Genomic DNA, 13,106 nt, shown 5'->3' with positions numbered 1-13,106 from the left:
GGTTAGTCCTGCGCGGACACGGCCAAGACATGAAACGGATTGCTGCGCACGAGTTGGGGGACCGGCGTGCCGACAACGTCGCTGACTTCGGTGACGTAGCGGTACTCGTCGCTCTCCAACTCGCTGGGCACCATCGCGACACCGCTGGCCTGCGCGCCCGGGGCGAGCGGGGCGAGACCTTCAGGGCAGGGGTGGTAAGCGGTGAGCGCGGGAACCCAGATGCCGGCCACCCGCCTTTCGAGCGCGCCGCGACAGAGATCGACGCCCACCGCCTGTCCGCTGCGGTTCGTCAGCGTCAGGGGAATGGTTGCGCCGGCGACGACCGCTTGCGGCGGCGCGGCAAGCTCCAGCTCGGAGAGATAGGCCGGCCGCAGTTGCGGGCCCGCGTCGGTCGTGGCGCACCCGGCGAGCAGCAGGACGGCGAGACTGGAGATGAACCTCATGACCGGGCAATCCGCCGCGCGCGCGGCGGTTCCCGGAGGCCGCTTGGAACGTCAGTTCGCCGCTTCGACCCCGACCTCGTCGGGCTTGGTGCAGACGATCTTCGACAGCTCGGCGCCCTTGCCCTCGTAACGCACGCAGGTCGGACGATAGAGATCCTTGACGAAATAGGTGTGCGAGAATTCTTCCTCGCGCGGGTTCTCCGAGCAGTCGTAATCGAACTGGTGCCGCTTGTCGGATGCCTTCCAGACCCGCTTCACGCTGAACGGCGCGCTGTAGTACTCCGGGTCTTCGAAGGTGATTTCGATGGCGATCTGCTTGCCGTCCGGGGAGGGGGTGAAGCGCTCCACCGTGTGCATGCTCATGCTGGTGGGAAGGGCAAAGGCGTCGAGCTCGAAGTTGCCGTTGTAGCCGATGGTGTCCACCACCAGCGTGTCTCCGTCCCAGGTCCCGACCGAGTCCCCCAGGTAGCTGGGCGCGAGCTTGGTGGGGTGCTTGCCGCCGAGCCGGATACGCCGGTTCATCCGCGGCTCTTCGTAGAGCAGGTCGATCTCGTCCGCGGTCTGCACGATGGCGATGGTGTTCATCGTCATGACCATCGCATTCGCCGCCCCCGGCCGGCACGAGGTCCAGCCGGTGTAGATGATCTGGCCGGCCTTCATCCGTTGCTGATAACCGTCGATCATGGCCTGGGTGGCCGGGAGCAGCGGCGGATCGTCTACCTTGAAGAAGAACCGCTCGGCCTCCCACATCCCGCTGAGATCGTGCCTGTCGCGCGCGGCGTCCTGTGCGCCGACCGGTGCCGTGCCGAACAGCAGCGGAAGGGCCAGGACGAACGAGAGCCGCTTCATGGCCGCACCTCCCGCTCAATCGCCGGTCCGCCGGCCGCAATGCGGTCCGGGCAGACGTCGTCCTCGACCCGCTGACCGGCAGGGGCGCGGTGATAGGTCATCTCGGTTTCCCACGGGGCACTGTAAAACTCGGGATCGGTAATGCGAAAGCGCACGTGCAGCTTGTCCCTACCGTCCACGTGCAGGCGTTCCTCCAGAACCATGTCGTCGCTATGCGGCAGACCCGAACCGTCGATGATCGTGTCGCCTGACAGGCCGTTGGATACGATGACGAGCGTGTCATCCTCCCAGCGGCCCACCGGATACCCCATCGGCTGCGGCAGCAACGGGTCGGCCGGCTCTCCACTCATGTCGACAGCGCGATGCCAGCGGTACCAACCATAGATGAACCCCACGATCCTCGGGTTCACGACGATCTCGAAAGGAGTCGGCATGAACATGATGCGCGGGACCCCGGGGCCGGCGCACCACCTCGTTCGATCGAACTGCGGTTGAGCGGATGTCGAATCGGCCAGGTTGGCGCGGTAGGCATCGCTGCCATCCGCAGTCATCGGCGGTTCCTTGCCCTCCCGGGTCAGGACATGGACTGGGGAACTGTCGGCGATCCAGGTCCCGGCGATCGGGCTCGGCGCAGCTCGCGCCCAGGACGATGCGGGGACTAGACAGGCGAAGACCAGTGCGAGGTGGGCTCCGAGGCGGCGGCTGGGCAGGTGCGACACGATCTAGCCCGCAATGCTGCCCGAAGGGCCGGCCTTCACGCGCGCCGCCACGCCGTCAAGCGTCCGCCCGTCGGGAAAGGTCAGGTGACGGAGCGTGCCGTAGGTCGCTCCGCTCCGCGCCGGCGCGACGTCGAGCTTCACCTTGTCGCCTTGCTTGACGCTGTTCTTGCGCCAACCCATTGCCACGTTGATCGCCGGCGCGCCGATTTCGATCCCCCACTGGGCGACCGATCCATCCTTCTGCGGGACCATCACCTGAACATAGGAGTGCGGGTTGGTCCACTGCACCTCCTTGATGGTTCCTTCGAGCAGGACGGTCTTCGAATAGTCGAATTCCGCAGTCGAGTGATGGCCCGCCGCGGCGGCGGAGACGGCAAGGGCGCATGCCGCCCCCACGGCCCTGAACACTGTAGTCACCGTTCTCTCCCCCGGTTGCAGCAGATAATTCGCCGGGCAAAGAATAACCCGACTGGCGCGCTTGTCCAATGCGTTCGATAAGGCTTCGGTCGGCGAGCAAGTCGGGAGGGGAGAACGAAATGCGATCAAACATCCGCGGAGCCTTGGCGGCGGCGGCCACCCTTGGCCTGTTATGGACAATTCCGGCGAGCGCCGGAGAAGCCGATGACCGCGCTGCGATCGTCAATCTCATGATGCGCTACGGCGAGGTTCACGACTTTGGCGCTCCGGAAGAGTACGCTTCCTTGTTCACCGCCGACGGTGAAATCGCGTCGGGAGGCAGGGTGCTGGTCCAGGGGCGCGACAATATAGCGGCACAGGCGGCGCGCGATCACGAGCGATTCGCGGTCCGGCTCCCCGACGGAACGACCACCTTCCTCATGCGCCATCTCATCACGAACACGGTGATCGAGACTCTGTCGGGCGACGAGGCGACGGGCACGAGCTTCGTCACGACGCTGATCCGCGACGGCGAGGAGGGTCCCAAAGTGCTCTCGGTCGGCCGCTACGAGGACCGGTACGCACGCGAAAACGGCGAATGGAAAATCGCTCGCCGCACGATCGTCATGGATCTCGGCAATCCCGAGCTGGGCCGCAAGTACGGCTTCCAGCGCTGAGGCAGCCTGCGAAGGGTTACTCCGCCGCGACCGCCTCGCTGTGTCTCGCCGCCTCCACAGCGGCATCGTCGTGCAGGTGGGCGCCTTGCCGGCGCAGGATGCTGCGCACCTCGTCGACATCGACCTCGCGGGGCTGCACGCCGCGGTTGGCGGCCACCGCCGCGCCGACTCCGGCGGCATGGCCGGTCAGCCAGCACTGCGGGATCTCGCGCATGAAACCGTGGCTGTTGGCGTCGCAGCTCATGTGCCGCCCTGCCGCGAGCATCCCGTCGAGGTTCCTTGGTACGAGGCTGCCGTAGGGCACCGAGACGACCGGGAACTTCGGGCTGATCGAGGGGCTGACGCCGACCTCGGTTCCCGCCGGCGCCGGGTCTGACCAGCCGCTCCGCTCGATGCGCTCGACTCCGGCCATGCGCCGGGTGTGGCGCACGCCGAGCTGGCTGGCGCTTTGCTGGCTGTAGACGCTCTCGAACCCCGGCGCATTTTCGCGGAAGAAGCGGCAATGGCCTTCCATCAGCCGGTGGCTGCGGATCTCGACCTCGGTCATGTCGTCGACGTCGAGCGCCGACAGGCCCGACTGCCGCGGGCCGAGGAACAGTGCGATGTCGGGTCGCCAGCTGACGTAGGGCGTCTGGAAGAAACCGAGCTCCTTGCGTCCCTTCTCCATGAAGTCGCGTAGCTGCTCGGGGTAGAGCACCTTCCAGTTGATCCACCGGTTCATGTCGACCCCGCCGAGCACCCAGCCGGTGTTCATCGAATGGTGGACATCGCCTTCCTCGATGTCGGTGTCGAATTCCGCCCCGGCACGCGCGAACATGTCGCCGTCGCCGGTGGTGTCGACCACGACCTTGGCCATGATCGCCTGGCGGCCGGCCTTGCTCTCGAAGATCACGCCCTTTGCCGTGCCATGCTCGACAATCGGCCGCGCCGCCCAGGCATGGAACACGATCCGCACGCCCGCTTCGAGCAGCATCTCTTGGTTCAGGAGCTTCATCTTTTCCGGATCGAGCGTCGGCGCCCATTGGACGATACCGTGGAACGCGGTGGTCCGCTGGCCCCAGTAGGCGACCTTCTTCTCGTCGGTGGAGCCCCAGTCCTCGGGCGGCGGGCCGGCAACGCCCTCCTTCGGCATGCGCTCGATGAAGTGGCGCGCGAAGCCCTGGATGACGTGGTTGCCCTGCCAGTCGGTCATGCGGTCGATCCACATGACGAGGCCGCCGGTCGAAAGCCCGCCGAGGCAGTTGTAGCGCTCGACCAGCGTCACGTCGGCACCGGCCTTGGCGGCAGCCCAGGCCGCGGCGCAGCCTGCCGGGCCACCGCCGACCACGACCACGTCGGCGCTGTGGTAGATGTCGATCTCGCGCGCCTCTTCCGTAACGGTACCGCCGCGGCGCGATGCGGGCAGGGCGCGTCCGTCGCTCTGGAACACGTCGGAGCCGAGGAAGCGCTCCTCGCTGTGGCCCTCGACCCTTTGCAGCTTTACCTCGTCGGCCATCGCGGCTCTCCCTCGATCGCTAGCGTGCTAAGCGTGTTGCCCGGCGCGGGCAAGCGGGGGCGCGGAATCGCATTGCGCCCCTGCCGCCCATTCGCTAGGTGCCCGTCTCCCCGCTCCGGCGGTGTCCGCCATCGGCGGGATCGGGGGCCCGATGGCGGAGTGGTTACGCAGAGGACTGCAAATCCTTGCACGCCGGTTCGATTCCGGCTCGGGCCTCCACATCCTTCCCGAAAGCGTCAGATCACCATCAGGTCGTGGGCGAAGATTACCTCGCCATCGAAGTGTTTGCGCGCGGCTTCGATCCACATGCCGTCGGTGACACCCGGCACCAGCGAGACCGTGTGCGCGAGGACCAGCGTCTTGACTCCGGCTTCGGCGGCGATGCGCCCTGCATCCTCCGCCTTGGTGTGCGAATTGAGGACGTGGTCGAGCAGCTTCTGCGCGTTTCCGGCAATCGCCGAACCGGCCGCGCTGCTATCCACCCGCGCATCGCCGTTGAGAGTGAGGTTCGCGGTGACGCCGTCCTTGGTGTAAATCGCCTCATGCACCAGCACGTCGGCGCCGCGCGCAAGTTCCACCAGGCTTTGCATCGGCGTGGTGTCACCTGAAAACACAATCGAACGGCCGGGCGTGTCGAAGCGATAGGCGAGCGCCGGGACCACCGGCGGGTGATTGACCAGCGTGCACCGCACCTTGACCGTGCCGTCGTCGAGCACATCCTGCGGCTTGCTCAGCTCGGTAACGTTGATCGGGCCGAGCGGCGCGTGGCCGATATCGTCGAGCCAGATGTCGATGTCGGGCTTGATCGCCGCGAGGTAGGACTTGGTCATCGCCTCGATCGGCGGCGGGCCGTAGATGCCGAGCGGCTTTTCCAGCCCGGCGTACCAGGCGAAATAGATCAGCGTGCCGAGCTCGATGTTGTGGTCAGGATGGTGGTGCGTGATGAACAAGTCGCGCATGTCCTGGGGGCGCAAGCCGGCGCGGACCAACTGTTCGGTCGCACCATAGCCGCAGTCGACCACGTACAGCGCGTCGCCGACGGTCAGGGCGTAGCTCGTCTGGTACGACCCGCTCCCGACGCTAGGCCCGGCACGCGAGCCGAGGATGTGCAGTTGCGTGCCGCTGCCCGCAGCGCTCGCGGCGCCTGCCCAAGGCAGCATGGCCCCAGCCACCATTGCTCCGCCCCCACGGATCACTCCGCGCCGGTCCACCTTCATTTGATTCGTCATTCGCGGTTCCTTTGTCGTGCGAACCGAGTTCTCAATGACAACAAAGCGCCACGAACCGTTGCGGGCAAGCCCAAACGCGGATAAGGGGCCGCCGGACGCCGCTTTAGCTCAGTTGGTAGAGCACCTCATTCGTAATGAGGGGGTCACTGGTTCGAGTCCAGTAAGCGGCACCATTCGTTCTTGACTTCAGGATCTGGCGGGAAGCTTTTGATTGGGGCAAAAGCGGAAGAGCGGCTTTGCGAAGTTGCGTTCCGGTAACCCCCGCCTGTCGTGACGCGAGGCTGGGCCAGCAGGCCTTCACGCGATGGTACCGCTCCGCGTGTCAGTGCTGCTTCTCCTGGGTCGGGGCTTGGCGCAATACTCCAAGAACAGTCCGGTCTGCGCCGCTTTCACACCGCCTCTTTGCGTTCCGGCTCGATTGCGGAGACCTCTGGGCCGTATTCGTTGATGGTCGTGCGGCGCATGTCGCGCCGGTACTTGTAGCGCTCGAACGATGTCGCGCTGTGCATCGTGCAGCGGTTGTCCCAGATGACCAGATCACGTGGGCGCCACTTGTGCGAATAGACGTACTTTTCCTGGACCGCGAGCGCGAACAGGCGGTCGAGCAGTTCCTCGCCCTTTTCGCGCTCCCACCCCTCGATCGCAACTGCGTGCCAGCCCAGGTACAGCGTCTTGCGGCCATCGGCGGCGGTGCGTACGAGCGGATGGGTCATGCGCGGATAGGTGCGGCGCATCTCTTCATCGGTGAACTCGACCCCGGTGCGCTGCAGCGCGCGAAACATGTCATGGTCCACCTGCAGTCCATCGATCTCTTCCTTGAGTTCGTCAGGCAGGTCCTCGTAGACCGCCCGAAGGTCGACGAATTGTGTGTCTGCGCCGGCAGGCGGCGTTTCGTAAGCCAGCAGGAGCGACCACTTCGTCGGCAGGGAATTGAACGGACTGTCGGTGTGGAAGCGTTCGAAGTCGACCGGTTGCGGACCGTCGGGATTGTACGGCCTTATCTCACCGTCCGCCGTGAGATTGCCGACGTCGTAGATTTCCTTGGCGATGCGCTGCCCGCCGAAGGGCGGGAATTCGACCGGGCCGAAAGCTCGGCTGAAGGCCAGGTGCTCGTCATCTCCGAGAGCGGCGTCGCGGATCACGCAAACGGCGTATTTCGCCATCGCCTCTTCGACCTGGTCAATGGTTTCCTGCGAAATCGGCGCGGACGTGTCGAGCCCGACTAGCTCCCCGACGAAACGCGGATGAAGTTGGTTGATTTGCATGCAGATGACCTCGCCTCCCGCCAGATTATTCTAGGTCACGGGCGACGTCTTCGAAGCGACCTGGGCACGCCGCGCCCACGCTTTGACTTCATCCCGTTCACCCAAGTTCCGGTGTCGCATGCATCTGGCGCTCCGTTGTCGTGGTAAAATAGTGCCCTCATTTCAGCTCATCCTCCAGGTTGCCGAATCCGCGGAAAGTGCAGCGAAAAAGCTGCCGCTTGCCCGGTCTTCCGAGGGCGTGGGAGGCCGGCCCGTGGGGCGACGGCCAGAGCCGGCCGCAATTGACGGCACTATTTTCACGCAGGTGCAAAGCTCCACATGAGCACTCGGGAGCAGGCACCGGGCGTGCCGACTTGTCGCGCGATATGCACCGCGCCGCGGCAGTCGGGCGGAATCGCTGCCGCCGAAGAGTGCTCTTTGGGAGGGTGAAGATATGAATGCGATGCGCAGCGAGCCGGCTTTCCTCAAGCGGGCGGCGTTTTACGGACTTCTCGCGAGTGCCTCGATCTTCGCGTCCGCCGGATCGGCCAGCGCCCAGGATACCGCAGAAGCGAACCCCGCCGACAGCAGCACCTCCGAAGAAAGCGACGGCGGCGGCAGCACGATCATCGTCACCGGCACCCGGATCGAAGGTGTGGCCCCGGTCGGCGCATCGCTCGTCCAGCTCGATCAGAAGGATCTCGAGGCGACAGGCCTGACCAGCACGGCCGACATTCTCAACACCGTTCCCTCGATTCTCAAGCTGGGAAGCGGCGACAGTTATGCGGGTGGGCAGGCCCAGCAGGGCAACACGCTGACTGCCTTTACCTATAGCAAATCGCCCAACATCCGCGGACTCGGGGTCGGGGCGACTCTCAGTCTCGTGAACGGACACCGCGTACCGTACGAGGGCGCCAACATGAACATCTTCGACGGGGACAATTATCCCGCGCAAATGATCCAGCGCATCGATGTGGTGCAGGACAGCGGTTCCGCGCTCTACGGCGCCGACGCGATCGCCGGCACGGTGAATTACATCCTGCGGCGTCCCGAGCGCACGCTCGAGGCCTACGGCGGCTATCGCAAGAACGACGGGCAGGAGGGCTGGTACGTCACCGGCATCGCCGGCACGACCTGGGGCGAGGGCGGCGATTTCGAAGGCGGCATCATCGCATCCTACCAGCATTCGGACCAGGACGCGTTCGCCGCGTCATCGCGTCCCGATCTCTACAACGACGACCTCTCACCGTACGGCGGCCCTGCATCGTCGCTGTTCTCGGCGCCCGGCAACGTCGTGGTGAACGGAGTCTACTACGGCATTCCCGCAGGGCAGGACGGCAAGACACTGACGCTGTCGCAGCTCAGCACGACGGCCAACCGTTTCAACACGTGGAACGGCATCGAAGTCATCCCGGAAATGCAGGCCGACCGCGTCGCCGCCAATTTTCGCCAGCGGCTGACGCCGTGGCTCGAGCTGTTCGGCGATGGTCTCTACGTCCACCGCGATATCGCCATTAACGGCCCGAACTCGTCGACCAGCAACCGGGTTACCAACTTCGGCCAACTGCCGGTCATCCCCAACAGCAATCCGTTCAGCCCCTGCAACCCGAGTCACTACACCGGCGGCGTGGTGACCGGCCCCGCCGCACTGGTAGCGGCGTGCCAGTCGGGCGGGCTCAACGTCGCATACAGCACGGTCTACGACATCGGCCCGCCGATGCGCACCGGCACGACCGAGACTTGGAGCTACGGCGGCGGGGCGGACATTTCCTTGCCGTACGATTGGGGCCTCACCGTGTCGGCCTACGCCGGCACCCACGACGAACCCACCGTTACCACGCAGACCGGCGGCGCCCCCGCGCCGAACTTCGGAACGTTCAATTTCTTCTGCGATCCGACCGCGTTCGAATGTACCGACGACGCGACGGCTCAGGCGATCCTCGCTAAGGGTCTTTCGCTGGTGAACCGCGCCAAGTTCGAGATGCAGGTCTATTCCGCAGTCGCTAACGGCAAGCTGTTTTCGCTGCCAGCGGGCGACGTGAAGCTTGCACTCGGCGGGGAGCATTATGTCGGCTCGCTGCTCAACCAGAACAACTTCGGCGGAAGCAACTTCAACAAGCGCAACGTCGATTCGGTCTTCGGCGAAGTCTACGTTCCGCTGGTCTCGCCCGGCAGCGAGACTCCGGCGATCTACGAGCTCGAACTCAACGTCTCCGGGCGCTACGACCACTACAGCGACGCCGGGGGGACGACCAATCCGCGCGTCGGCGTGAACTGGTGGCCGGTCGAGGGGCTCAAGCTCTACGGCAGCTGGGGAACGGCGTTTCACGCCCCCGGCCTCGCCGACAACGATCCGTTTTCCCAGACGGGCGTGATTCCGGGAGTCGCGTCGGGATCGCAGATCTCCAGTTCGATTTGTGCCGCCTGCCAGGGCCCGGCATATGGCTTCGCCTCGATATACCAGGCGATCGGCGGCGCGAACGGAAACCTCTCTCCAGAGACATCGGAGTCCTACGCCTTCGGGGCCGACTGGAAACCGGCTGCAATCCCCGGGCTCTTCCTCTCCGCAAAGTACTGGCACGTCACCTACGACGGACAGGTCAGTACCCCGGCCTACAACGTCGGCCCGGTGGCGGCGATCAACCAGCAGATCTACAATTCGCAGATCATCTACAACCCTGCGCTCTTCCCGACGCTGGCGGCGAACAACCCGGTGGCGTTCTTCGGCGAATTCCCGACCATCGACACGAGCAACCCGGCCTGCGCCGCCGTTTTCGGCCAGGCCGTGACCACTCAGGCGCTCTACGATTCGATGATCACTTGCTACAACACCGGGGGTGAGACCGGCGGGCTGTTCGGTCCGCCGACGCCGCCGAGCAACGTGCTTGCCCTCGTGAGCGGCCGGCGGATCAATGCCGGCAAGACCATCGGCGACGGGATCGACTTCACGGCCGACTACACGTTCGACACCGGCTTGAACCAGTGGGATCTGGGCGTGGTGGCGACCTATACGCTGGGCTGGCAGATCTCGCCAATCCCAGGCGCCCCGCTGACCGAACAGGTCAACAGGTTCGGGTATCCGCTGCGATTCCAGGGTCGCGGCACGATCGGCTGGGGACGCGATGTCGGCGTCGGCCGGCTGTCGGCTCATGGCTTCGTCAACTATCGCGGGTCCTACAAGATGGACCTGGCGCAGTTGCCGGTCGGCGTGGCGGCGAACTATGCGAAGATATCGTCCTACACCACCGTCGACCTAACGCTTGGCTTCGATACCGGAGACGCGCCCGGCAACTGGCTCGCCAACGGGCTGTCGCTGATCCTGAGCGTCCAGAATCTGTTCGACACCGACCCGCCGCTGGTGGTCAACCAGTCCGGTCTAGCCGGTAGCGCGGTGCGGTTCGATCCGACCTACGGCAGCCCGCTCGGGCGGGTGTTCCAGGTCCAACTCGGCAAGAAGTTTTGAGCGCCCGCCCGGACCGACGGTGTGGCGACGGCGGTGACGCGCGACGCGTCGTGGCGGACGGAACGGGAGTGAAAGCAGGTGTGGGCCCCGTCCTTTTCCTGCTCGCCGCAATACCGGGCGCGGGTGCCGGGATGGCAGACGAGTCGAAGGTTCAAGTGACGCTGGCGCCGCCCGTTCCTCCATCGGCGAAAGACGGAATGGTCGACCTGTGGGCTCACCCCCACCCCTTGTCATTGCTGGCAGACGCCGATCCACAGCTCGCGGCCAACAAGCGCCTGGTCTTCGACATGTGGCGCAGCGTCGTGAATGCCGGGCACGAAGAACTGGCCGACAGCATGCTGGCCGAAGGATACATCCAGCACAGCCCGGTCATCTCAACCGGACGCGAGGCCTTCAAGAAGGTCTTCGCGGGTGTCGAGCGGCGGAAGATCCCTGATGTCGTCTCGCCCCCGCTGATAACGATCCTGGCCGAGAACGACCTCGTGGTCATGGCCTTGCGCGAGGAGATGAAGGGGCCCGACGGCAGGCCGTTCGTTACCACGCACTTCAACCTGTTCCGGATCGCCGGTGGCAGGCTGGCCGAACACTGGCACTCGGTCGAGCTTCCACCGGGCCCAGCCACCCCTCCACCCGAAGCCGGCGGTCCGCAGCGTGTGACCGGGCGCGTCGGCGACGCGCAATTGGACCTCCTGCGAGCAGCGGATCCGACGCTGGCGGCCAATAAGCGGCTGGTATTCGACGCCTGGCGCACGGTCTTCGAAGCCACTCACGAAGACGAAGCCGAACGCTTCGTCGCGGCGGCCTATGTCGAGCACGACCCCAACCATGCCAGCGGACGCAAGGCGCTGACAGCGCGACTGGCGAGTTTCCCCGACAAGTCGGTTGAGTCCCACGTCTCGCAGCCTGTCGTGGCGGTCGTGGCGCAAGCGAACCTGGTCGTGCTGGTCACGGCGCGGGTCCATCCCCACCCGGCGCGCCGCGGCGAAACCTACACGACGACGGGGTTCGACATGTTTCGCATGGCCGACGGATGGATCGCAGAGCATTGGACCGGCGATGCGCTCGCCGGCGCTCCACCGCCGGTCTACGATTGAGGGAGAACACCGATGGCCAGCAGCGAAGCCGGGAGATGATTGCGTGGACGATGTAAGCTTGTCCGCTCCCGCCGATATCGCGGTAGTTCAGGAGCCGCATGTCGCAGGCGCCGCCTCCTGGCCTCCGATGCGGCAGGCCTACTACGCGGCATGGGCGCTGGCCGCCGCACAGATGTGCGCCCAGCTCAACAACGGCGTGATGACACTGATGGTTGAACCGGTGAAGCGCGACCTCCAGCTTTCCGATCTGCAGATGAGCTACCTGCTCGGGTTCTCCGTCGTGCTGTTCTACGCGGTGGTGGGCATTCCCGCGGCGCGGCTGGTGGATCGGTACAATCGCAAGTGGCTGATGATCATTTCCATCGCGGTCTGGAGCGTCGCGACCGCAGCGTGCGGGCTGACAGTCACCTTCTGGCAGTTCTTCGTGGCCCGCTTCGGGATCGGTGCGGGGGAATCGATCCAGGGGCCGCTGTCCTATTCGCTTCTGGCGGACTACTTCCGGCCCGAGAAGCTTCCCCGAGGCATCGCCATCTACAACGTCGGTCTGCAGGCCGGCACCGCGATGTCATTGCTGCTGGGGGCATTCCTGATCCACATACTCGCAGGCTTGCCAACGATCGAAGTTCCCATTCTCGGCGAACTTCGCGACTGGCAGTTGGTTTTCATGATGACCGGTCTTGTCGGTCTGCCGATCGCCTTGCTGTTCACCTTCCTGGCCGAGCCCGCGCGTCGCGGAATTCGCATAGCGCCGTTTCCAGGTGAAAAGGTGAGGGGGGCCACTCTCAGCGACGTGGTGCGGTACCTCGTTCGGCACTGGAAGCTCTATTTACCGATGTTCCTCGGCCTTTCCTTCACGTCGATCCACATGACCGGCGTCGGTGCATGGAACGCGGCATTCTTCACCCGTACCTATGGCTGGCAGCCTGCACAGATCGGCCTGTTCAATGGCCTCGTCAGTCTGGCCTTCGCAGCTCCGGCGCTTTATGCCGCGGTGAAAATCAACGAATATTTCAGCCGGCGCGGACATGCGGATGCCAACCTGCGAGTGATGGCAATCGGCATAACCGCCGCCGTCCCGTTCACCATCGCCATGCCGCTGATGCCGTCGCCCTGGCTGGCCCTGGCCATGCACGGGATAGGCCCAGCACTCATGCTGATGGTGCTTCCCTCGCTCAACACCGCCTTGCAGGTGATGACACCCAACGAGATGCGCGGACAGGTTACCGCGATCTACCTGTTCGTGATGCTTGCCGCCGGTTTTGCCATCGGGCCCACCTTGATTGCATACCTGACGCAAGTCGTCTTCGCTGACGAAGCCATGTTGCGCTATGCAATGACCACCAGCGCGGCGATCTTCTTCCCGGCCGCGGCGACCGTCTACTGGCTGGGGATCAAGGCCTATCGCGAGCGGATTCTTCAGATGCGCGCCGAGGGATTACCGGTGTGACCGGCGGTAATGTCGCCACTAGTTACGCGATGTCGCGCTGGACAACTGAG

General features: G+C 65.0%; 11 protein-coding genes and 2 tRNA genes. 6 read left to right on the top strand and 7 right to left on the bottom strand.

Annotated elements, in window-relative coordinates; translation table 11 throughout:
• Positions 1-2 precede the first annotated feature (2 nt).
• Genes Q7I88_RS01180 through Q7I88_RS01165 form a run of 4 tightly spaced genes read right to left on the bottom strand, consistent with a single transcriptional unit; the run spans position 3 to position 2,428 of the window.
• Positions 3-443 carry a hypothetical protein gene (locus tag Q7I88_RS01180; protein WP_305097215.1) on the bottom strand — a complete coding sequence of 147 codons (441 nt, stop codon included), beginning with the start codon at positions 441-443 and terminating at the stop codon, positions 3-5.
• 51 nt (positions 444-494) lie between these two features.
• Complete coding sequence (locus Q7I88_RS01175) at positions 495-1,292, bottom strand: hypothetical protein (protein ID WP_305097214.1); 798 nt, start codon at positions 1,290-1,292, stop codon at positions 495-497.
• Entirely contained in the window at positions 1,289-2,011 is a 723-nt protein-coding gene (locus Q7I88_RS01170) for a hypothetical protein (protein WP_305097213.1), read from the bottom strand. Before Q7I88_RS01170 ends, Q7I88_RS01175 begins: the two co-directional genes overlap by 4 nt.
• A gap of 3 nt (positions 2,012-2,014) precedes the next feature.
• The gene (locus Q7I88_RS01165) at positions 2,015-2,428 is read right to left on the bottom strand and encodes a DUF6152 family protein (protein ID WP_305097212.1); all 414 of its coding nucleotides are present in this window, start codon (positions 2,426-2,428) and stop codon (positions 2,015-2,017) included.
• Positions 2,429-2,547: 119 nt separating this feature from the next.
• On the opposite strand from Q7I88_RS01165, the gene Q7I88_RS01160 reads away from it, so the two are divergent.
• A complete protein-coding gene (locus tag Q7I88_RS01160; protein ID WP_305097211.1) occupies positions 2,548-3,084 on the top strand; it encodes a nuclear transport factor 2 family protein in 537 nt (178 codons plus the stop codon).
• A gap of 16 nt (positions 3,085-3,100) precedes the next feature.
• On the opposite strand, the gene Q7I88_RS01155 is transcribed toward Q7I88_RS01160, so the two are convergent.
• Positions 3,101-4,579 carry an FAD-dependent oxidoreductase gene (locus Q7I88_RS01155; RefSeq protein WP_305097210.1) on the bottom strand — a complete coding sequence of 493 codons (1,479 nt, stop codon included), beginning with the start codon at positions 4,577-4,579 and terminating at the stop codon, positions 3,101-3,103.
• Positions 4,580-4,724: 145 nt separating this feature from the next.
• Between Q7I88_RS01155 and Q7I88_RS01150 the strand changes: the two genes are divergently transcribed.
• A tRNA-Cys gene (locus Q7I88_RS01150) sits at positions 4,725-4,798 on the top strand.
• A 17-nt stretch (positions 4,799-4,815) separates the two neighbouring features.
• Here Q7I88_RS01150 and Q7I88_RS01145 read toward each other — a convergent pair.
• Complete coding sequence (locus tag Q7I88_RS01145; protein ID WP_305097209.1) at positions 4,816-5,808, bottom strand: MBL fold metallo-hydrolase; 993 nt, start codon at positions 5,806-5,808, stop codon at positions 4,816-4,818.
• 97 nt (positions 5,809-5,905) lie between these two features.
• Here Q7I88_RS01145 and Q7I88_RS01140 point away from each other — a divergent pair.
• Positions 5,906-5,981 (top strand) — tRNA-Thr (locus tag Q7I88_RS01140).
• Between the two features lie 216 nt (positions 5,982-6,197).
• On the opposite strand, the gene Q7I88_RS01135 is transcribed toward Q7I88_RS01140, so the two are convergent.
• A complete protein-coding gene (locus Q7I88_RS01135; protein WP_305097208.1) occupies positions 6,198-7,073 on the bottom strand; it encodes a TauD/TfdA dioxygenase family protein in 876 nt (291 codons plus the stop codon).
• Positions 7,074-7,506: 433 nt separating this feature from the next.
• On the opposite strand from Q7I88_RS01135, the gene Q7I88_RS01130 reads away from it, so the two are divergent.
• From Q7I88_RS01130 to Q7I88_RS01120, 3 genes are all read left to right on the top strand, one after another.
• Positions 7,507-10,515, top strand: coding sequence for a TonB-dependent receptor plug domain-containing protein (locus Q7I88_RS01130; protein ID WP_305097207.1), 3,009 nt, complete (start codon positions 7,507-7,509; stop codon positions 10,513-10,515).
• A gap of 131 nt (positions 10,516-10,646) precedes the next feature.
• A complete protein-coding gene (locus Q7I88_RS01125) occupies positions 10,647-11,609 on the top strand; it encodes a nuclear transport factor 2 family protein (RefSeq protein ID WP_305097206.1) in 963 nt (320 codons plus the stop codon).
• Entirely contained in the window at positions 11,572-13,056 is a 1,485-nt protein-coding gene (locus Q7I88_RS01120; protein WP_305097205.1) for an MFS transporter, read from the top strand. Before Q7I88_RS01125 ends, Q7I88_RS01120 begins: the two co-directional genes overlap by 38 nt.
• Positions 13,057-13,106: the final 50 nt, after the last annotated feature.

Origin of the sequence: Croceibacterium aestuarii (assembly GCF_030657335.1) — a bacterium.
GTDB classification, from domain to species: Bacteria; Pseudomonadota; Alphaproteobacteria; order Sphingomonadales; family Sphingomonadaceae; genus Croceibacterium_B; species Croceibacterium_B aestuarii.
This window is presented reverse-complemented; position numbering and strand designations above follow the sequence as displayed.